Here is a 20837-nt window from a genome sequence, read left to right on the forward strand (position 1 = left end):
GGGCCTGCGGAAATCTGGTCTGTGAAAGGGTAAGGAGCGGATGATTGCTTGTTGTCCGCCAGCTTGGGCTGCGGTCTCTCAGGAGAGGGGGAGCCGAAAGCGTTGGGGTGACGGCTAACAAACGTCCACCCTTGATCGACACCGATTCCTCCCCGTCACGTCATTTCGGCACGGGATCACCCTAGTCTCGAATGGTCTCGGACGATCCCGTGCCTCTTGTCGAATGGGGGAAAACCATAACGCTCCCATAGCCGCCGGAAGTTCTTCCCATCCGAAGCGGCTCGCAAGTCCCGATGCCTTTACCCCAGTTCGATCAGCGCCACGCCCTCCGGCGGCAGGTCCAGCGACAGGGCGCCATGGGCGTCCAGTTTCATCGTTACCGGCGCGGCAATGTCCGCGGCCTTGCGCAGGGCCGCGATCTGCGTGAGCGACGGATATTGGGGGGAGCCCATCTTGCGCCAGGCCGGCATGGGCGAGCCGCGCTCCTGGTCGACGAAGCGCACCAGGGCGCGCGCTCCCGCCTTTGCCCCGTCGAACCGCACGTCGAGGCGCTTGGGCGATCCCGTCACCTTGCGCGTCGCGGTTGCGCCGGGGATGCCGGCGGCCTGCTGCGCCTCGGCGAGGTTCCAGACCAGTGCGGCGGCCGATCCGTCGCTACGGCGCGAAGCGAGGGCCGGTCCCTGCGCGGCGAGACGCTGTGCGCCGAGACGGTGGAGCAGCTTGTAGGTGTTGAAACTGGGCCGGGCGATACCGCGGAAGATGGTGGGCCAGCCATTGTCACCCTCCTTGAACACATAGTCCGCGACGCCCAGTTCCTCATAGGTGCCCGACAGTGTCCAGTGCGACATGGCCTGCAAATGGGGCAGGCACTGGGTGATGACATGCGCCATCATCGCCGGGCTGTCCGACGACCATTCGCTGAGCCACAGCGGCTTGCCCGCATAGCGCGACCCCTCGATGATGCCGCGCACCTTGCGGACGGTGTCGGGAATGACGTCGTTGACCGAGAAGGCGACGCCCTTGCCATAGAGGGCATCCTGATTGCCGCCCGAATAGGCATGAGTGCCGAAGAAATCGACGGGCGCGTTGTTCTGCGCCGCATAGTCCACGAATTCCTGCATCCAGTGGCCGCCCGAGGTTGAAGGGCCGCCAACCTGAATCTGCGCATCCACAGATTTGATCGCGACTGCCGTCGCCTTGTACAGATCGAAATATTGCGCCTGCGTGCCGGACCAGAAGAAGGGCAGGTCAGGTTCGTTCCAGATCTCGAACGGCCATGTCCGCACGGCCGCTAGCCCATAGCGGGAGACGAGGGCCTTGACGAAGGTGGCGATGAAATCGCTCCATCCTTCCAGCGTCTTGGGCGGGCTGACATTGGCGTTGTAGAAACCGAAGGTCCGATCGCCCGATGCCAGCGCCTTGGGCATAAATCCGACTTCGACATAGGGTGAGACGCTGCGCGTGACGAGGCCGTCATAAACCTCGAACACATTCTGGAAATTGGGCGTGACCTTGCCCCGGTTCATGATCGAGGGGGCATAGACGCCCAGTTCATCCGCGAAGATGCCATGGAAACGCACCCGCTTGAGGCCGACTTCCTTGATCCAGCGGTCAAGGTCGTGGCGCCAGCTTTCGCGCAGGGTGATGGCGGCGCGATCCGATCCGGCGGACTCTTCCCAGACATGGTGCAGCGGCCCCGTCACCTTTCGGGTGTCGATGGTGACGGCAACCTGTTCCGCTGCACCATCCGCCGCCATCAGCGGCCGGGCGAGGGAGGTGGCGGCGACTGCGGCGCCTGCCCGGATGAAATCGCGCCTGTCCATTTTCTATACCCTCTATTGTCCTGTCGGGATGCTATTATGCGGGTGCGACCACCTGTCGATGCACCGGCGCCAGCCTGCCTGTCTGCCGACTGGTCATGCCAATCTATCGGCTGATTTCCAGGGCCGCAACAACGGCTTTGCCGCCCGTCGCCGAGACGTCAAGTTTCAACACGCCGTCCTTCACCATAACCGGAAAGCTGCGGGTGAGGCCCTTGAGCGGTGCCCCGGCGACCTTTCGCACGTTGAAGGCGGGAAGGGCGACCTTGCCGTTCGCGGTGACGGTCATCATCGTGCCGTCCACCGTGCTGTCCGTGCGTGGTTCGAAGCTGTGGAGCGTGACCGTCCAGCGGCCGTTGGGCAGCGGAATGGCGTAGGAGAAAGCCGGACCTTCCCGCCAATAGGCGTACAGGTCTGGTTGGGCCGCGTCGATGATCCGTTCCGGCATCATCCGCCGTCCGCCCATGCCGACGAGGTTGAGGATCATGGGCGTGCCGCCGGTGACGAAGCTGTCGGAGCCGTAGAGCTTGCCGCCGATGCGGCTGCTGCCCAGATTGCCGACGTCGATGCGTAGGCCCGCCTGCGAATCGGGGCCGGTCCAGGTCGCGCTGTCGCTGAGTTGCTGGCCACCTACGCTGGCGTTCACGACCGCTATGTTCGCGCCGGGACGCAGGGTGACGGCGGGCCAGAGACAGATATGATCGGGGCAGGCAACCTCGCCCAGTGGGGCGCCGTTCAGCGTCAGGCTGGCCTTGTCGGCCGTGCTATAGGCTTTCACCGCGATCACCGGATAGGCGCGATCGACATGGCGCTTGGCGGTCAGGTGGAGCATCGGCTGGCCGGACCATTGAGCCTTGTAATAATAGAAGGCGTCCTTGCGCGTCTTGCGGTCGGCGGTGACGAGGCCCTTGTCGTTCAGGTCCACGGCGTCGCCCTCGTCCCGGAAATCGCTGGCGAAATCGAACATGGCCCAGACCCAGCTGGCGAAGATGAACGGACGGGCGCGGATCACCGGCCATGTCTGCTCATGCAGCCAGCTTTCATAGTCCTCCGGATGGGGACGGCCGATGAAGTTGAGGAAGCCGGTCTTCACATCGTCGCTATGCTGGCTGATCGCGCCGCCCGCACCATATTCGGAAATGGAGATGGGCAGGGTGGGGTGCTTGGCGTGGAACTTGTCCATCTCCTTGCCCAGTTGCTCTGCCATCTTCAGCGGTTGCGGATAATACCAGCCATAATAGCGGTTGTAGCCTATGAGGTCGGCGGTTCCGGCCAGTTTCTCGCCCGCCGTTGCCATCATGCCCAGATCTTCGCAGCAATCGGCGAAGGTGGTGGGGCGGAAGGGGTCTTCCTCCTTCACCACGGCGTTGATCTTTTGCAGCAGGGCAAGGGGTTTCGGCATGGCTTTGCCGCCGACGCCAAAGCCCTTGGCGCTGTCCACCTCGTTGCCCACCGACCACATCAGGATGGAGGGATGATTGTAGTTCTGGCGGACCAGTTCGCGGGCCTGCTGTTCCGCATTGGCCCACAGGACGGGTGAACCGACGCCGCCCTCCAGCGTGGGGGAGGTGATGTAGGGCACTTCGGCCCAGACGACCATGCCCGCCTTGTCCGCCTCGGTGGTCCAGGCGTCGGCATGCTGGTAATGCGCTTGCCGCACGGTGTTGGCGCCCATCTCGGCGATCAAGGCCATATCCTCGGCATGGTTGGCGTCGCTGAGTGCCCATCCCTGGCCCAGACGGTCCTGATGCCGCGAGACGCCATGGAGGGGGAGGTGCTTGCCGTTGAGGAAGAAGCCGTCATTGGCGTCGAAGCGGAAATTGCGCAGGCCCAGCGGCTGGGTCACCCGGTCGATGATGCGCGTGCCGCCCTTTCCGTCGCTGTCGCGCACCTCCGCCGTCACGGTATAGAGATAGGGGTCGGCGCGACCGTTCCACAAATGGGGCGTGGTGATGGCGAGGCTGGCCTTCGCCTCCGCCGCGCCGGGCTTCAGCACGAGGGGCTGGCTGCCCTGCGCCACGATCTTGCCGCTGGCGTCAGTGATGCGGGTGGCGACGGTCAGACGCCGGGCGGCTGCGCCGCTGTTGCGCAGGCGGGTGAGGATGGCGACGTCCGCCTTGTCGGCGGTGATGGTGGTGGCGCGGGCGTAGACGCCGGGACCGCCGAGGTCGAGCAGGTCGATCCCCGCACCGTCCGTCGTCACCAGCGAAACGGGGCGATAGATGCCGCCATGGACAAAGAAATCACCGGACAACGGGATGACCTCGGCGGAGGTGTTGCCCACGGCGGGCTTTGTATTGTCGGCGCGGACAGCGACGAGATTGGCCGCGCTGGGTTTCCACACCTTGGTCACGTCGAGGCGGAAGCGGGAGAAGGCGCCCCGATGCTGGCCGATATGGACGCCGTTGACCCAGACGTCCGCAATCTTCGAAACAGCCTCGAAATCGAGATACTGGCGCTGGCCGGGCGCAGCGGCGGGCGCGGTAACGGTGGTACGATACCAGCCGATGCCCTGCTTGTTGTTGGTCTTGGCCGACCGGGTCAGGCTATATTCGCCGATGACGTTCCAGCTATGCGGGACGGAGACTGTCTCCCAGCCGCTGTCGTCGAAGCCGGGGGTGGCGGCGGCGTCGCCCGCGTCGCCAAAACGGAAACGCCAGCCATGGGTGAGGTCGGTGACATGGCGGCCTTCACTGGCGGCGGCGGGTGCCGCTGCGACCGGGGCTGGGGCTGCCAGTGCGGGGCCTGCGGACAGGGTGCCCGTCAGGGCAAGGCACAGCGATACGCGCAAGCCATTTTTCACCGCAGACTCTCCCGTCGAACTTGGCCATTAAAATTGGTCAGGCCGAATTGCCGCGTCTGCACGCGGGAGTCAACGGTCGATGGCGCGTCTTTACGTTTGCTTTACATTGTCTGGCTGACCAATTTTCAGATGGGCGATGCGCCAGCGGGAGATAGAGCCAAGAGAGCGCTGTTTTTTGGCGGGATCGCGGTTTTAAGTAACGCGCCTTCAGGCGATGATTACTCGTACGCCGGCACTCTCCGCCGCCTGCACCATGGCATCGGTCGCGCCGTCATCGGTGATGAGTATGTCGATCTCCTCCAGTCCGCACACGATGGCGCCGGACGAGGAGACGAACTTGCTGCTGTCGACCAGCAATATGACCTGATCCGCCCGGTCGATCAGGCGGCGTTCGGCGGCGACCAGCACCACGTCCTGCTGCATCACGCCCTTCGGCCCGACAGCCGCCGCGCCCATGAACAGTTTCGGCGCGTGGAAACGGGGCATGCTGTCCTCCCCGGCGGGGGCGAGGATGATATTCTGTTCGCGGAACAATGCGCCCGACGGCAGGAGGATGCGCGTCCCCGTCTGTGGCAGCAGGGCGTTGACGATGTGGAGGGAGTTGGTGAGGACCTGAAGCTCCAGCCCCTCGAGATGCGGACACATCTGGAGCGTGGTGGTGCCGCCGTCCACCATGATGCCCTCGCCCGGCTCGCACAGCGCCGCCGCCGCACGACCGATGGCCTGCTTGGCGGCGAGATTCTGGGTGATCGCCTGATCGAAGGGGGTGCCGATCAGGTGGACGGGGCGATCCGCCGCTGCCTTGTCCGCGATGGCGCGGTCGCTCTCCACCAGCTTGGCGCCGCCATGCACCCGCACGATCTGCTGCGCCTCCTCCAGCCGGCTGAGGTCGCGACGGATGGTGGCGGGGGATGCGGACAGCCGTGCCTCCAGATCACGATAGCTGATGAAGCCGGTGAGGCGCATCGCCTCCAGGATCATCGTTTCGCGTTCGGCGGCGTGCATGGTCTGTCCTGTTTCCCTCGCTGTCGGTTCAGGCCGCCCGCTCCGCTTCCAGCTGGTCGAGTGACTTGCCTTCGTTGCGGGGCGCCCAGAGGATGCCGACCACGCCGCTTATGGCGAGGAAGCCCACCAAAATCCACGCCAATGTCGTAAATCCGGTGGCGGTGAGGATGGGGACGAAGAAGCTGAAGATGCCCAGCCCGATCCGCACGATGGCAAAGGCCAGTCCCTGCGCCGTGGAGCGGAGCATGGTGGGGAAGAGTTCCGCGCTCCACAATTGGAAGAAGCTCTGCGCGCCGAAACCGCCGCCGAACTGCAACAGGAAGACATGGAGGATCGCCAGCGGCATGGTGAGCGGGAAGAGGGCGAGCAGCGCCATGCCGACGATCTGGATGATCGCGGAGATGGCGAAGAGCAGCCGCTGGTTCACCTTGTCCGACAGGCGCATGAACACCAGCCAGATGGACGCCATGCCGACCGCAAAGCTGAGCGCCTGCACCGCGACGCTCTCGAACTGGCTGGCCGCGCCGACCGTGCGCAGGATATAGGGGAAAAAGAAGCCGTTGGTGCCCGACCACAGGTTCCAGAAACCATACATGCCGATCAGCATGGCGAGCGAACCGAGGTGCTTGCGCTTGAACAATTCACCGATGCCGGGGCGGGGGATACCGGACTCGCGGGCTTCGTCGCGCGCTTCCTCCCACCGCTCGGACTCGCGCATCTTCGACCGCAACAGGGTGAGGCCGAGCGCGATGACGAGCAGGTGCGCAAAAACGATGCGCGCGCCCAATATGCCGAGGTTGGTGAGCGCCAGCGACAGGAGCAGCACGACGACCGGACCAAGATACCAGAGCATTTGCGCCACGCCGCTATGCTTGCCGCGGGCCTTGTCCGGGGCCTGTTCCGCGATCAGGGACCAACTGGCGGGAATATCCGCACCGACCGCCAGGCCGACGATGATAAAGCCGACCACGATCATCCAGGGCGCCACCGCAAAGACGAGGAGCGACATGCCGATGGCATAGACCAGCATGTCCCACTGGTAAATCTTCTTGCGGCCCACCTTGTCGCACAGCCAGCCGCCGATCAACGCGCCGACGCCCGCCGAAATGGCGTTGGCGCTGAACGCCCCGATCAGGCCGATGAAGCTGTCGGACAGATGATAAATATCCTTCCACAGCGCCAGCGCGACCGATCCGGCGACGATGGAGCCAGCGTCGATATAGTTGGCGAGGCCCGCGAGGATGGTGTTGCGCCACTGTTCGGGGGTGCCGTCTGCGTCATCCTGTGCCGCTCTGTTGTCTACCACTGGGGCCATCTTATCCCGTCCCTGCCAATATGGTTTCGTTGATGTCGGATATGCGGCGCGTGCCGGTCAGCGTCATCGCGACCCGCATCTCCGCCTCTATGATGGAGAGCATTTTCGTGACGCCCGCCTCGCCCTGCGCCGCCAGCGCATAGGCCCAGGCGCGGCCGAGCAGCACGCCCTTCGCCCCCAGCGCCAGCAGGCGCAGCACGTCGAGACCGGAGCGCACGCCGCCGTCCGCCAGCACGGTTAGCCGGTCACCGACCGCCGCCGCAATGGGGGGCAGGGCGCGTGCGGTGGAGAGGACGCCGTCAAGCTGCCGCCCGCCATGGTTGGACACGACGATGCCGTCCGCGCCGATGTCGGCGGCGGCTTTCGCATCCTCCGGGTCGAGCAGCCCCTTGATGATGAGCGGGCCGTTCCATTCGGCGCGGATGAAGTCGAGGTCGGCCCAACTGATCGACGGATCGAAATTATTGCGCATCCAGGCGAAGAAATCCTCGATTCCCGTGCGTCCTTGCAGCACTGGCGCGACATTGCCCAGCGCGTGCGGGCGGCCGTGCAGGCCGACATCCCATGCCCAGCCGGGCTTCGTTGCCGCCTGCGCCGCGCGCCACGCCGCACCCTTCAGTCCGCCCGATCCGGCGAGGCCGGTGTGATAGTCGCGGTAGCGCGATCCGGGCACCGGCATGTCCACGGTGAAGACGAGGGTGGAGCAGCCCGCCGCCACGGCCTGCGCCAGCAGGTCGCGCATGAAGGCGCGGTCGCGGATCATGTAGAGTTGGAACCAGAAGGGGCGCTGCGCCGCCGTCGCCACCTCGTCGATGGTGCAGGCGGAAACGGTGGAGAGGGTGAAGGGGATGCCCGCCTTGTCCGCCGCGCGCACCGCCTGGCACTCGCCGCGCCGCGCGTTCAGACCCGCCAGCCCGATGGGGGCGAGGGCGACGGGGAGGGCCAGTTTCTGTCCGAATAGCTCGGTCGACAGGTCGAGGTTGCCCATGTCGCCGCACAGCACCCGCTGGCGCAGGGCGATGTTGGAGAGATCCTCCACATTGCGGCGCAGCGTCACCTCCGCATAGGAGCCGCCGTCCATATATTCGAACAGGAAGCGGGGCAGGCGGCGGCGGGCGGCCTCTCGGAAATCGGGGATGGAGGCGATAATCGTCATGCGGGCACCTTCATGGCGGCGACCCAGCGGTCGCGACAGGCCGCCATATCGCCGTCCAGCGGGGTAACGCGCAAGAGATCGCCCTGCGGCTTCAAAGTCGGGTCGAGCAGGCGCAACGCGCCCAGCGACACGTCATTATGCGCGCTGCCGGTGTAGATCGCCATGTCGGGGCGCAGTGCGGCGAGGGCGCGGACGAACACCTGCGCCTCGGCAAAGCGGCCTTCCACCAGCAAATGGCCCTTCGCGCCGATCAGGTCGAGCGCGGCGTCCGCCACCAGCGCGGCGTAGAGGCAGGCGGCGGCGCGGCGGGCGTACCAGTCGTCCGGGCCGTCCACTGACGGGCCGATCCAGCGCGATTGACCATCGGGGAAGGGGCCGCAGCCGGGGGCGAGCGTGGGGAGCAGCAGTGTGCCCTTCGCCAGCAGGCCGGGCACTGCCGCCAGCAGCGCGGGCTGATCCGGCGCGATGTCGACCATGCGCGTGTCGAGTTCGATCAGCGTCTCGATCTCCCGCCCGCCCATGAAACGAGCGGAGGGGACGGGGACGCCGAAGGCATCGACATTGACCAGGCAGTCGCGCGCGTCGGAGAGGGTGGCGGTGGCCACCGGTTCCTGCGGCAAACGCATGGCGATGAACCATGTGCCGGTCGAGAGGATGGTGGCGTCCTGCCCGGCCAACGCGTCGAAGCCCCTCGCGGCCATCAGAGCGGCATTGCTGTCGTGCAGGCCCGCGAGGATTTTGACGGTGTCGCGCAGGCCCGTCGCGCGGGCGATGTCCGGGCGCAGGGTGCCCATGGTCGCGCCCGCCGGGACGATGGGCGCAAAGCGGTCCGCCCAGCCCATGCGCTTCGCAAGTGGCGAGAACGTCGCGGTGTCGGGCGCCCACAGGTCGCTGTGACAGCCGAGGCTGGTGACTTCGCTGGCCGCCTGCCCACTGAGGAACCAGCCCCAATATTGCGCCCAGGGCACCAGCGTCGCCTCGGCCATCGCATCGGGATAGAGCCGGTCGAGCCAATAGAGCTGGCTGCCGATGTTCAGGCCAGCGGGAAGGGCGGGGGAACCTGTGACGGCGAAGGCGTCACGCTCCGCGCGATAGGCGGCCATGACGGCCTCGTCGATGGGCTGTTCATAGTCGAGTGGGGGAAAGGCCGGGGTCGCGTCGTCGCCCCGGCCCGTTATCGCCACCACGCCCGCGCCATGGCCGACGGGAATGATTGCCTCGATCGGATGAGCGGCATGGCGGGCCAGCGCCTCGACCAGCCAAGTGCCGATGCCATCCGCGTCGAGTCGGCGCAGGCCATCCACCTCCACCACCGTATTGGGACGCACCTGCCGGTCCAGCAACTGCCCGTCGCGCGACCAGAGGGTCACCTTGCTGAGGGTTTTGCCGATATCGACAACGATGGCGTGGCCGCTGTTCAGAAGACTCTCCATGGACGTTGATTGAGCATTTATGACAAGCAATGATCGTTTTGTATCGACAAAGATTGATTCAGGGAAGCGGGAATGTTAGGAGAAGCCTCATGACGCTGCAAACGACCCTTAGCTCCGCCGCGATTCCCTTCGCCGTCCCCACCAGCCGCTGGGACGATGTCCAGGCGGCCCAGAAATCCCCGGAAGAGCTGCTGCTCTACCGTTCGAACCTGCTCGGATCGGACCTGACCGTCACCAATTTCGGTGGTGGCAACACCTCCGCGAAAATCGTGGAAACGGACCCGCTGACCGGCGATTCGGTCGAGGTTCTTTGGGTCAAGGGATCGGGTGGCGACATCGGCTCGATGAAGCTGGACGGTTTTGCCACACTCTATCAGGACAAGCTGCTGGGCCTTGAAAGGCATTATGCCGGGCCGGACGACGATGATAAAATGGTTGGTTATCTTCCGCATTGCACGTTCAACCTGAACGGGCGCGCGGCGTCCATCGACACCCCGCTTCACTCGCTGCTGCCTTTCGCTCATGTCGATCATGTCCACCCGGATGCGATCATCGCGCTGGCCGCCTCGTCCGGTGGCGAGGAGGCGACCAAGGCGATCTGGGGTGGACGGATCGGCTGGCTGGGATGGAAGCGTCCCGGTTACACGCTGGGCGTGCAGTTGCGCGACTATGTCGCCGCTCACCCCGGTGTCGAGGGCGTGATGCTGGCGGGCCACGGCATCATTTGCTGGGCGGATACGGCGAAGGATTGTTACGAGCATACGGTCGAACTGATCGCGGATGCCGCCGCCTATCTGAATGCGAAGCTGGCGGAGCGCCCGGCCTTTGGCGGGCAGGTGGTTGCGCCTAATCCTGATCGTGCGGCGATCGCGGCCGACCTGATGCCCCGCCTGCGTGGCCTGATGACCGGCGCGCGCCGCAAGCTGGGCCATTATAGCGACGATGTGGAGGCGCTGGAGTTCACTGGCTCGAAGGAGTTCGAGCGTCTGGCCGGGATCGGCACCTCCTGCCCCGACCATTTTCTGCGCACGAAGATCGCGCCGCTGACGCTGGACCCGGCAAAGTTGACCGACGATGCCTATCTGGCGGAAAAGCTGATCGCCTACCGCGCGCTGTATGCGGCCTATTATGAGCGGTGCAAGCGCGGCAATTCGCCCGCGATGCGCGACAGCAACCCGGTTGTCGTGCTGGTGCCGGGCGTCGGTCGAATCACCTTCGCCACCGACAAGACGACCGCCCGCCTCGCAGGTGAATTCTATGGTAACGCCATCAATGTGATGCGCGGCGCGGAGGCGATCGGCGACTATATCGGCTTGGACGAACAGGAAGCGTTCGACATTGAATATTGGCTGTTGGAGGAAGCGAAGCTCCAGCGCATGCCCGCGCCCAAGCCGCTGGTCGGGCGCATCGCCCTCGTCACCGGCGGTGCAGGTGGCATCGGTGCAGCGACCGCCGCGCGGTTGCTGCGCGACGGAGCCTGCGTGTTGCTGGCCGATCGAGATGGTGGTGCGGTGGAAGAAGTTCGCGCCGGTTTCGCCCAGCAGTTCGGCAAGGACGTGGTCCGTACCGCGACCTGTGACGTAACCGACGAGGTGCAGGTTCAGGCCGCGTTCGACACCTGCGCGCGCGAGTTCGGCGGTCTGGACATTCTGGTCGCCAATGCCGGCATAGCCTCCTCCGCGCCGATCGAGGAAACGACCGTCGCCCTGTGGCGCAAGAATTACGATGTTCTGGCCGAGGGCTATTTCCTCACCGCCCGTTCCGCCTTCCCGCTGATGAAGCGGATGAAGGAGCAGGGCGGGGCAGCGATCGTGTTCATCGGGTCGAAGAATGCCGTGGCGGCGGCGACCAACGCCAGCGCCTATGCCAGCGCTAAGGCAGCGGCGAACCATCTGGGCCGCTGCCTCGCGCTGGAAGGTGCGCCGTCGGGTATTCGGGTCAATATCGTCAACCCGGACGCGGTCATCAAGGGATCGCGCATCTGGGACGGCGACTGGCGCAAGGAGCGGGCAGGTGCCTATGGGATCGACAGCGGCACGGAACTGGAAGAGCATTATCGCGCCCGTTCGATGCTGAAGCGCGACGTCTTGCCAGAGGATATCGCGGAGGCTGCTTATTTCCTCGCCAGCGACATGTCGGCCAAGTCGACCGGCAACATGATCAACGTCGATGCAGGCAATGCGCAGGCCTTTACTCGCTGATTTACCTGTTCTCCCACTGTGCCGGGCATGAGGGTATCCTCCCCAAATTGTGACGCCCTTGTCCCGGCGCTTTCTTATAAGAATGATTTTCGGAGATGATCTGATGGCTGCCCTTCCCCTTTCCGCCGACCTGATTGCCGAAGCCAATGCGCGCGATAGCGTTGCGCTGGAGGAGGATTATGCGGCGCTGGGTCGCCAGTTGGAGCGGCGGGGCATCGCGATCGACGCGATCAAGGACCGGGTGGCGAGCTTTTCCGTCGCGGTTCCCAGTTGGGGTGCGGGTCGCGGTGGCACGCGCTTCGCGAAATTCCCGATCGCGGGCGAACCGACCAACATCCATGAGAAACTGGAGGATTGCGCGGTCATCAACCAGCTGTCGCGTGTAACGCCGCGTGTCTCGCCACATTTTCCGTGGGACAAGGTGAGCGACTATGGCGCCCTGCGTGAAGAAGCGGCGGACCTCGGCCTCGGCTTCGACGCGGTGAACAGCAATACTTTCCAGGATCAGGCCGGACAGGCCCACAGCTATTCCACCGGATCGCTGTCCTCCACCGATGAGGCGACGCGCGCGCAGGCGGTGGAGCATAATATCGAATGCATCGAGATCGGCCAGAAGCTGGGCAGCCGCGACCTGACCGTGTGGGTCGGCGATGGCACGAATTTCCCCGGTCAGCAGGATCTGGGCCGTTCGCTGGATCGCTATCTGGATGCCGCCGCCGACGTCTATGCCGCATTGCCCGACGGCTGGCGGATACTGCTGGAGCATAAGATGTTCGAGCCGGCTTTTTATTCTTCCGTCATCTCCGACTGGGGCAGTTCCATCCTTGCAGCGCAGGAACTGGGTCCGAAGGCGAAGTGCCTCGTCGATCTGGGTCATCATGCGCCCAACACCAATATCGAGCAGATCGTGGCCCGCCTCCACCGCTTCGGCAAGTTGGGCGGTTTCCACTTCAACGACAGCAAATATGGCGATGACGATCTCGATAGTGGCTCGATCAACCCGCACCAGTTGTTCCTGATCTTCAACGAACTGGTCGAGGCGGAACTGCACCCGCGAGACGGTTTCGATCCCAGCTATATGATCGACCAGTCGCACAATGTGACCGATCCTATCGAATCCATGCTGTCGTCGGCGGAAGCGATCACATCCTGCTACGCTAAGGCGCTGCTGGTGGATCGCGCCGCATTGCATGGGGCGCAGACCGACAATGATACGATGATGGCGTTTCAGGCGCTACGCCGGGCGTATAACGTCGATGTTGCGCCGATCCTGGCCAAGGCGCGCGCGGAGGCGGGTGGCGCCATCGATGTGCTGGCGAGCTATCGCGAGAGCCAGTATCGTGCCCGAAAGGCGCAGGAGCGCAAAGCCGTGGGACTGGGTGCGGGGATCGTCTGACGAAAATGAAGCCCGCCGGGGAGGGGAGCCTCCGGCGGGTTTTTACGCGAATATTGAATTCATAATTTGAACCACAAATAAATGGGAGGTTGCGATGTTTGGAACCCGGTTGCGTCTGGCGCTCGTCACAGCCACCGCGCTCAGCGCCCTGCCTGCCTTGGCTGACACGCCTGCGGCACCCGTTCCGGCGGCCACGTCCGCGCTGGAGGGCCAGTTCCGCGATCCCCCGGCCAGTGCCCGTCCGCGGGTGTGGTGGCACTGGATGAACGGCAATATCTCGAAGGACGGCATCGCCAAGGATATGGCGTGGATGAAGCGCGTTGGCATCGGCGGTCTCCAGAATTTCGATGCAAACCTGAAGACGCCGCAGGTGGTGGACAAGCGCCTCGTCTATATGACGCCGGAGTGGAAGGACGCCTTCCGCTTTGCCGCGACAGAGGCGGATCGGCAGGGGCTGGAACTCGCCATCGCGGCCTCCCCCGGCTGGTCGGAGACAGGTGGGCCGTGGGTGCCCACCGAGGACGGCCTGAAAAAGCTGGTGTGGAGCGAGACGGATGTCGTGGGCGGCAAGGCGTTCGCGGGTAAGCTGGCCGCGCCGCCCTCCGTCACGGGACCGTTCCAGACCGTTGCCAAGACCGGACCGGGCAATGCGCTGGGCGGGGGTGATCCCGCCCGCCCGATCCCCACCTATTATGCCGATGTGGCGGTGTTGGCCTGGCCGGTCGATGCAAGCCCCGCCGTGTTCCAGCCCAAGGCAGTGGCACAGGACGGGCAGGTGCTGGACATCGCGCCACTGACCGATACCGACCTGATGAGCGCGGTGTCGATCAAGAAGGGGAGCGGCGCGAATCCGGCATCGGTGACGCTGGATTATGGCAAGGCGCAGACGATGCGGTCGGCCAGCCTGTTCCTGCCCGGTGCGGCCATGCTGTTCATGGGCGCGGACACAAAGCCGCGATTGGAGGCGAGCGACGACGGGGCGGCGTGGCGCACGGTGGCGGAGATGCCCGCCGGAATGGTGCCGACCACGATCAGCTTCTCGCCGGTTACGGCTCGCTATTTCCGCGTGCTGTTCCTTCCTGCGGGTGCCAGTCCCATGTCATCCTTCTTTGCCCCGGCCCCCGGTGTCGACCTGTCTGCTCTGTCCTTCATGGCGGCGGGCGCGTCAGGTGGCGCGACGGGTATGAAGATCGGCGACCTGCGCCTATCGCCCGACGCTCGCATCGACCGTTATGAGGCGAAGGCAGGCAACCAGATTGAGCAGGATTATTACGCACTGAGTGCGGGCCTTCCAGAGGTGGCAGGCGTCGCGCCGGGCAAGGTGGTCGACCTGACCGCGAAAATGCGCGCCGACGGCACGCTGGACTGGACTCCGCCCAAGGGCCGCTGGCGCGTGCTGCGACTGGGTTATTCGCTGCTGGGCACGGAGAATCATCCCGCGCCGCCAGAGGCGACGGGTCTGGAGGTCGACAAGTTCGACGGTGCTGCTGTGCGCCGCTACCTCGACCATTATATCGGCATGTACCGCGACGCAGCGGGCAAGGAGATGGTCGGCGCCAAGGGCGTGCAGGCGATCCTGACCGACAGTATTGAGGTGGGCGCGGCGAACTGGACCCCGCGCATGGTCGAGCAGTTCAAAGCACTGCGCGGTTATGACCCAACGCCCTGGATGCCCGCGCTGACCGGCGTGGTGATCGGGTCGCGCGCGGACAGCGACCGCTTCCTCTATGATTATCGCCGCACGTTGGCAGACCTGATGGCGTCGCAACATTATGGCACCGTCGCGGCGGTTGCGCATGAGAATGGCCTGAAGGTCTATGGCGAGGCGCTGGAGGATCATCGTCCCTCACTGGGCGACGATATGGCGATGCGCCGCTACACGGACATACCGATGGCGGCGATGTGGACCTATCGCAAGGAAACCGGGCCGAAGCTCTCCTATATCGCGGATATCAAGGGGGCGGCGTCGGTTGCCCATATCTATGGTCAAAATCTGGTGGCGGCTGAGTCGCTGACCTCCTCTCTCAGCTATTGGCGGCATGCGCCGGGCAACCTCAAGCCAGTGATCGACCTGGAGTTCGTGAATGGCGTCAACCGTCCGGTCATTCACACCAGCGTGCACCAGCCGGTGGACGACAAGGTGCCGGGACTCTCGCTGTTCATGTTCGGCCAATATTTTAACCGGCACGAAAGCTGGGCAGAAATGGCGAAGCCGTGGGTGGATTATATCAGCCGCAACTCACTGATGCTGCAACAGGGGCGCAATGTCGCGGACGTCGCCTATTTCTATGGCGAGGAAGCGCCGCTGACCGGCCTATATGGTGACAAGCTGGTGCCCGACGCGCCAAAGACCAGTGCCTATGACTTCATCAATGCCGATGCCTTGTCGGACGCAATCAGCAATGAGGGTGCGGAACTGGTCGCCAAGGGCGGTGCGCGGTATCGCCTGCTCTATCTGGGTGGGTCGTCGCATCGGATGACGCTGGCCACGTTGCGGCGGATCGCGGCGCTGGTAGAGGGCGGTGCGACCGTGGTGGGTAAGGCGCCGGAGGGTAATCCGGGGCTGGCGGGCGATGCGGCCGACTATGCGGCGCTGGTCAAGCGGCTGTGGTCTGGCGCAGCGGAGACGGTGGTCGGCAAGGGCCGGGTTATCGCCTCCAACGATGTCGAGGCGGCGCTGCGGAGCATTGGAATCGCGCCGGACTTCCGTTTCACTGGTGGGCAGGCGGACAGCGAGATTCCCTTCCTCCACCGCAAGCTGGCCGATGGCGACAGCTATTTCCTGGTCAACCGCAAGGAGCGAGCGGAGACGGTGGAGGCGCGTTTCCGTGTCACCGGCAAGGCGCCTGAACTGTGGCATGCGGAGACAGGCACATCCGAACCGGTCAGCTATCGCATCGAAAATGGCGAGACGATCGTGTCGTTGACGCTGGCGGCCGAGCAGTCAGTGCATGTCGTGTTCCGTAAGGCGGCCAAGGCGGAAGCACTGGCCATCAAGGCACTGGTTCCCGTTGAGCGTGGGCGGATCGAGAGTGCATGGACGGTGCATTTCCAGCCGGGCCGCAGTGCGCCGACCATTCCTGTCACCATGGCGACGCTGGCCCCTCTCAATGGGAATAAGGATCCGGCGATCAAATATTTCTCTGGCGTGGCGACCTATGCAAACAGCTTTGCAACCCCCGCAGGATGGAAGGCCGGGCAGCCGCTGTGGATTGATCTGGGCGCGGTGCATGAGCTGGCGGAAGTGTGGGTGAACGGCAAGTCGGCGGGAACGGTATGGCACGCGCCCTATCGCATCGACATCGGCGCGGTTGCCAAGGCCGGGCAGAATAAGATCGAGGTGAAGGTCGCCAATCTGTGGGTCAATCGCCTGATCGGCGATGCCCAGCCGGGTGCGAAGCCGGTGACATGGACTGCGCTGGCCAGCTACCGCAAGGATGCGCCGCTGGTGCCGTCGGGTCTCGTCGGTCCGGTGACGCTGCTGGGCCAGTAAGTCCGGCCCGGACGGCAAAAGCTGGTGGCGCTGGAAGCGGCGGGTCGGTGGGACGGCCCGCCGCTTTCTTTTTGCCTTGTGTGCGGAAGATACGAGATGGCTGGCGCAACAGGGATGGGTGTCTCACGCTGTCGCTTGACCGTCTGAACACTGCGTGCGAACTCACAGTGCATACATATGCGACAAAAAGTCGTTTATCGGAGGGATGTGAAAGCAATGCCTTTGCACCGTTACCGTACAGAGACGACCACGCAAGGCGGGTAGGCCAATGCGCCACGCCCCTTTCCCGATGCCTATCCGTCGTTTCATGCAACAGGATTATGCCTGACGAATGCCAGCCGTCGCAGAACGGACAACAGGAGAGAGTGAAGATGACCGCCCTTGTCGACCGCGATTATTTCAGCGACCATAGTATCCTGCGCGACCCCTATGCCTATTTCGAGGCGGTGCGGGAAAAGGGGCCGGTCTATCCCCTGCCCGGCCGGGACATCGTGATCGCCACCGGCTTTGAGGAATCGCTGGAGGTATTGCGGAATACGGAGGATTTCTCTTCTGTCATCGCACCGGGTGGACCGGCGGTGCCCTTGCCGTTTGAGCCGGTATCGGACGACCTCAGCGCACAGATAGAGGAATATCGCACGGCGTTTGTCGGCGGGGATCTGGTCGTGTCGCTCGACGGGGAAGCGCATGGCTTCTCCCGCTCCATCCTGAGCCGCCTGTTCACGCCCTCGCGTCTGAAGGCGAACGAGCAGTTCATCAGCGATTTCGCCGACCGGCTGGCGCGGGATGCGGTGGCGAAGGGCGGGTGCGAATTGATAAAGGAGATCGCCACACCGTTCGTCACGCTGGTCATTGCGGACCTGCTGGGCGTGCCGATTGACGACCGGCAAATCTTCATGGACGCAATCGAAGCCGGACCGCCGCCAGGCAGTCTGGACGCGGAGGATGCCTTTTCCGAACATCAGCCATTGGTGTTGATGGGGCTGTATTTCGCGCAATATGTGGTGGACCGCCGCGCCAATCCGCGCGACGATGTTTTGTCCGAACTATCCGCCAGCACCTTCCCGGACGGATCGACGCCGGATGCCATGGAGATCGTGCGCCTTGCGACATTCCTGTTCGGTGCGGGGCAGGATACCAGCGCCAAGCTGCTCGGCAACGCCATGCGGTTCATCGTCGACCGGCCGGATTTGCAACAGGTGTTGCGTGCCGATCCATCGCAGATTCCTGGCTTTCTGGAGGAGGTACTGCGCCTGGAGGGATCGACGAAGATGACCGCGCGGCTGGCCCGGCGGGATACGCAGGTCGCTGGAGTGCCGATCCCGATCGGTACGAAGGTCATGATCGCACTGGCTGCCGCCAACCGCGACCCGCGCCGTTGGGAAGCGCCGGACGAGTTCAGGATCGGTCGACCGAAGATCAAGGAGCATCTTGGCTTTGGCCGCGGCGCGCATGTTTGCATCGGCGCGCCTCTCGCCCGTGTCGAGGTGCAGGCGATATTGGAAAAGCTGCTGGCCTATACGGCGGACATCGACCTGGTCGGGGAAGAGCATGGCGAAAGGAGCGAGCGTCGCCTTGACTATGAGCCGAGCTTCATCATTCGTGGGTTGGCGAAGATGCATCTGAAGCTGACTCCGGCGGAGTCTTTCTCTCCTGCGTCCGATGCGCAGGTGGACGCGAAGGGCGGGCGAGGACTGTTCGGCTTCGGACGCAAAAAGGCAGGGGCGGTCCCGGCGGTTCCCTATGCGACTGCGCAGACCAAACTGGGCGTGCTGCTGGCAGACCCGGTGGCAAAGGCGTTGTTGGACAAGCATTTCCCCGGCGTCAGCGCGGACAAGCGCATCGGGTTGGGCAAGAGCATGACCCTGCGCGCGATACAGTCCTTCGCGGCGGACATGTTTACCGACGAGGCGCTGGATGCGCTGGACGCAGAGCTTACCGCGCTGGGGCCGCGCGGCGGGAGTTGAAGCGGTGACGCGGCGGCGGCGGTCAGCCGCTGGACGAGCCGTCGCCGGTGCGCTCGGCCCGTGCCTCCTCGATCAGGGCATAGGCACCACCCATCAGGCCTGTCACCTCTGCCTCGGCCAGCACATATTGCGGTTCATAGTGCAGGCCGCGTTGGCGCGACCGTTGCCACGCATCGACATATAGAGCCTGGTTCGGGCCAAAGAGCAAATCGATGTGCCGGGCAAGGCGGGGTGGACCGGCGGGGGAGTAGGCGGCGCGGAACAGCGCGATGTCGGCGACATAGGGGCCGACCATCACCCAGACATGGCCCTGCCAGGCTGGATGTGACTGGGCGAACGTCGCCGGGCCATCGAACGGGCGGTGGTCGCCAAGGACAGGCTCCCCCTCCATTGACAGCGTGCCCGCGACGACCTGAACCGGGGCGCTCAACACACGGTCGAGCTGTACGGCGAAGGCGGCGCTCATGAGGGCGCTGCTATCCGGTCGGGTGGGAAAGACGCGCAGCAGATCGACCGCGCAGGTGGCGAGAACTGCCCGGTCGGCGTCGCCCATTCGATAGGATTTGAACGCCTTTGCGGCGGCCCAGCCATGGGTTGCGGCGATTAGTTTGCCGAGGTGAACCAAGTCTTTTGCGGTCGTCATCGCGCCTCCTAGCGCCCGTCCGCCGGAGAGGCCAGAGCAATCCCTGTCAGAGAGCCACTGATATGGTTCCCTGCATCAAGGCGGTTGCGCCCGCCCGTCTCGCATCTATGGTCCCGTCCATCCCAAAGCCCGTTATCATCAAACCGTCATCAAACGCCGTCTAGGATGTAGGCACGTCCGACAAGGATGACCCGCCGTCCTGCGGCCCACTCTCCCCATTTCATATATGGATGAATTGCCCTCGTGCCCGACGCATCGACCGTTGCACTTTCGATCATCGAGACGGGTCGCCGCCTCGATTCCCGTGGGCTGGCACCTGCGACCGCCGGAAATTATTCGGCACGACTGGACAGCGGTGAGATACTCATCACCGCGTCTGGCACGCACAAGGGGCGGTTGACCGAGGCGCAACTGATGCGGGTCGCACCCGACGGCACGCCGATAGATGCTGGCAAGTCCTCCGCAGAGACGTTGCTGCACTGCCTCGTTTATGCGGTGGACGCGACGGTAGGCGCGGTGCTGCACACCCATTCGGTGGCCGGAACCGTGCTGACCCGCGCGCTGGCGGGTTCAGGCGGCATTGAATTGGAGGGTTATGAGCTGTTGAAGGTGTTTCCCGGTGTTGCCACGCATGATGCGCGGGTGGTCCTGCCGCTGGTCGACAATAGCCAGGACATGCTCGCGCTGGCGGCGGAATTGCGGCCGTTGCTGGAGGCGCAGGAACGCTTGCTGCCCGCCTTCTATATCGCGGGGCATGGCCTCTACGCCTGGGGACCAACCATCGAGGCGGCGGAGAATATCGTGGAAGGCTGCGAATTCCTGCTCGCCTGCGCCTGGGAGGAATGGAAGCTGAAAGGAGCGGGCCGATGACCGCGCTGGCCCTGTATGACGATCGGCCGCCCCATGCGCCGCACGGGACGATCATAGACCGGGATGCCATTGCCGTGGCTCTCGCCCCGGCGGGGGTACGGCTGGAGCAGTGGGACGCCTGCGCTATTCTGCCGTCGGACGCGGACGATGCCGCAATCTTGTCGGCCTATGGTGCTGATGTGGCGCGGCTGAAGGCGGCGGGCGGATACCAGAGCTGCGATGTCGTGCGTTTGACCCCCCACCATCCTCAACGAGTGGAAATGCGTGCCAAATTCCTCGCCGAGCATGTGCATGACGATGATGAAGTGCGCTTTTTTGTCGAGGGATCGGGTCTCTTCTACATCCGCGCGAACGGCGCGGTGATGGCGCTGGAATGTACCGCGGGCGACCTGATCGTGTTGCCAGCGGGCACGCATCACTGGTTCGATACGGGTGCAGAGCCGCATTTTACGGCCATCCGGCTGTTCACCACGCCCGATGGCTGGGTCGCGCGCTTCACCGGGGATGAGATCGCCAAGGCCATCCCCTTGTATGATGGCGCGCTGTGATCGCGCGCCGTACCCCGCCCTGGATGCCGCGCGCTATCGTCACTGACATTGAGGGGACGACGTCGAGCATCGCCTTTGTCCATGAGGTGCTGTTTCCCTATTCCCGTGAGCGGCTGGCGGACTTCGTAGCCGGGCATCCGCGCGAAGTTGCCCCGATACTGGATGCGGTACGGGTGTAAGCTGGCGA

The 20837-nt window shown here is 64.4% G+C and carries 14 protein-coding genes; 7 read left to right on the forward strand and 7 right to left on the reverse strand.

Annotation, left to right across the window (positions count from 1 at the left end; genetic code table 11):
- Positions 1-299 precede the first annotated feature (299 nt).
- The 6 genes from LWE61_RS07135 to LWE61_RS07160 form a co-directional block, all read right to left on the reverse strand.
- Positions 300-1823, reverse strand: coding sequence for a GH39 family glycosyl hydrolase (locus tag LWE61_RS07135; RefSeq protein ID WP_234149347.1), 1524 nt, complete (start codon positions 1821-1823; stop codon positions 300-302).
- Between the two features lie 103 nt (positions 1824-1926).
- The gene (locus LWE61_RS07140) at positions 1927-4623 is read right to left on the reverse strand and encodes a glycoside hydrolase family 2 TIM barrel-domain containing protein (RefSeq protein ID WP_234149348.1); all 2697 of its coding nucleotides are present in this window, start codon (positions 4621-4623) and stop codon (positions 1927-1929) included.
- Positions 4624-4830: 207 nt separating this feature from the next.
- On the reverse strand, positions 4831-5628 hold the full coding sequence (locus tag LWE61_RS07145; RefSeq protein WP_234149349.1) for a DeoR/GlpR family DNA-binding transcription regulator: 798 nt from the start codon (positions 5626-5628) through the stop codon (positions 4831-4833).
- A 28-nt stretch (positions 5629-5656) separates the two neighbouring features.
- Positions 5657-6934, reverse strand: a complete 1278-nt coding sequence (locus LWE61_RS07150; RefSeq protein ID WP_234149350.1) for an MFS transporter — start codon at positions 6932-6934, stop codon at positions 5657-5659.
- 10 nt (positions 6935-6944) lie between these two features.
- Positions 6945-8099, reverse strand: a complete 1155-nt coding sequence (lldD, locus tag LWE61_RS07155; protein WP_234149351.1) for an FMN-dependent L-lactate dehydrogenase LldD — start codon at positions 8097-8099, stop codon at positions 6945-6947.
- Positions 8096-9532 (reverse strand): FGGY-family carbohydrate kinase, encoded by a 1437-nt coding sequence (locus LWE61_RS07160; RefSeq protein WP_234149352.1) that lies wholly within the window; start codon positions 9530-9532, stop codon positions 8096-8098. The genes lldD and LWE61_RS07160 overlap by 4 nt, the downstream gene beginning before the upstream one ends.
- A gap of 89 nt (positions 9533-9621) precedes the next feature.
- Here LWE61_RS07160 and LWE61_RS07165 point away from each other — a divergent pair, with 89 nt between their 5' ends.
- From LWE61_RS07165 to LWE61_RS07180, 4 genes are all read left to right on the forward strand, one after another.
- Positions 9622-11733 (forward strand): bifunctional rhamnulose-1-phosphate aldolase/short-chain dehydrogenase, encoded by a 2112-nt coding sequence (locus tag LWE61_RS07165; protein ID WP_234149353.1) that lies wholly within the window; start codon positions 9622-9624, stop codon positions 11731-11733.
- Positions 11734-11836: 103 nt separating this feature from the next.
- Positions 11837-13129, forward strand: a complete 1293-nt coding sequence (rhaI, locus tag LWE61_RS07170; RefSeq protein WP_234149354.1) for an L-rhamnose catabolism isomerase — start codon at positions 11837-11839, stop codon at positions 13127-13129.
- Between the two features lie 94 nt (positions 13130-13223).
- A complete protein-coding gene (locus tag LWE61_RS07175) occupies positions 13224-16622 on the forward strand; it encodes a glycosyl hydrolase (RefSeq protein ID WP_234149355.1) in 3399 nt (1132 codons plus the stop codon).
- A gap of 371 nt (positions 16623-16993) precedes the next feature.
- Entirely contained in the window at positions 16994-18589 is a 1596-nt protein-coding gene (locus LWE61_RS07180; protein WP_234149356.1) for a cytochrome P450, read from the forward strand.
- Between the two features lie 22 nt (positions 18590-18611).
- Here LWE61_RS07180 and LWE61_RS07185 read toward each other — a convergent pair whose 3' ends face one another.
- The gene (locus LWE61_RS07185; protein ID WP_234149357.1) at positions 18612-19232 is read right to left on the reverse strand and encodes a hypothetical protein; all 621 of its coding nucleotides are present in this window, start codon (positions 19230-19232) and stop codon (positions 18612-18614) included.
- 243 nt (positions 19233-19475) lie between these two features.
- Between LWE61_RS07185 and mtnB the strand changes: the two genes are divergently transcribed.
- The 3 genes from mtnB to LWE61_RS20785 are packed head-to-tail and all read left to right on the forward strand — an operon-like array spanning position 19476 to position 20829.
- A complete protein-coding gene (gene mtnB, locus LWE61_RS07190) occupies positions 19476-20102 on the forward strand; it encodes a methylthioribulose 1-phosphate dehydratase (protein ID WP_234149358.1) in 627 nt (208 codons plus the stop codon).
- Positions 20099-20650, forward strand: a complete 552-nt coding sequence (locus LWE61_RS07195) for a 1,2-dihydroxy-3-keto-5-methylthiopentene dioxygenase (protein WP_234149359.1) — start codon at positions 20099-20101, stop codon at positions 20648-20650. The genes mtnB and LWE61_RS07195 overlap by 4 nt, the downstream gene beginning before the upstream one ends.
- A complete protein-coding gene (locus LWE61_RS20785) occupies positions 20647-20829 on the forward strand; it encodes a hypothetical protein (protein WP_326490615.1) in 183 nt (60 codons plus the stop codon). Before LWE61_RS07195 ends, LWE61_RS20785 begins: the two co-directional genes overlap by 4 nt.
- Positions 20830-20837: the final 8 nt, after the last annotated feature.

The sequence above is a fragment of the Sphingobium sufflavum genome, from assembly GCF_021403115.1.
Taxonomy (GTDB): Bacteria; Pseudomonadota; Alphaproteobacteria; order Sphingomonadales; family Sphingomonadaceae; genus Sphingobium; species Sphingobium sufflavum.

Excerpts from the sequence above, each read along its gene's own strand:
- LWE61_RS07135 (WP_234149347.1), bottom strand. The coding sequence starts at position 1,823 with ATGGACAGGCGCGATTTCATCCGGGCAGGCGCCGCAGTCGCCGCCACC.
- LWE61_RS07145 (WP_234149349.1), bottom strand. The coding sequence starts at position 5,628 with ATGCACGCCGCCGAACGCGAAACGATGATCCTGGAGGCGATGCGCCTC.
- lldD (WP_234149351.1), bottom strand. The coding sequence starts at position 8,099 with ATGACGATTATCGCCTCCATCCCCGATTTCCGAGAGGCCGCCCGCCGC.
- LWE61_RS07160 (WP_234149352.1), bottom strand. The coding sequence starts at position 9,532 with ATGGAGAGTCTTCTGAACAGCGGCCACGCCATCGTTGTCGATATCGGC.
- LWE61_RS07165 (WP_234149353.1), top strand. The coding sequence starts at position 9,622 with ATGACGCTGCAAACGACCCTTAGCTCCGCCGCGATTCCCTTCGCCGTC.
- rhaI (WP_234149354.1), top strand. The coding sequence starts at position 11,837 with ATGGCTGCCCTTCCCCTTTCCGCCGACCTGATTGCCGAAGCCAATGCG.
- LWE61_RS07175 (WP_234149355.1), top strand. The coding sequence starts at position 13,224 with ATGTTTGGAACCCGGTTGCGTCTGGCGCTCGTCACAGCCACCGCGCTC.
- LWE61_RS07180 (WP_234149356.1), top strand. The coding sequence starts at position 16,994 with ATGACCGCCCTTGTCGACCGCGATTATTTCAGCGACCATAGTATCCTG.
- LWE61_RS07185 (WP_234149357.1), bottom strand. The coding sequence starts at position 19,232 with ATGACGACCGCAAAAGACTTGGTTCACCTCGGCAAACTAATCGCCGCA.
- LWE61_RS07195 (WP_234149359.1), top strand. The coding sequence starts at position 20,099 with ATGACCGCGCTGGCCCTGTATGACGATCGGCCGCCCCATGCGCCGCAC.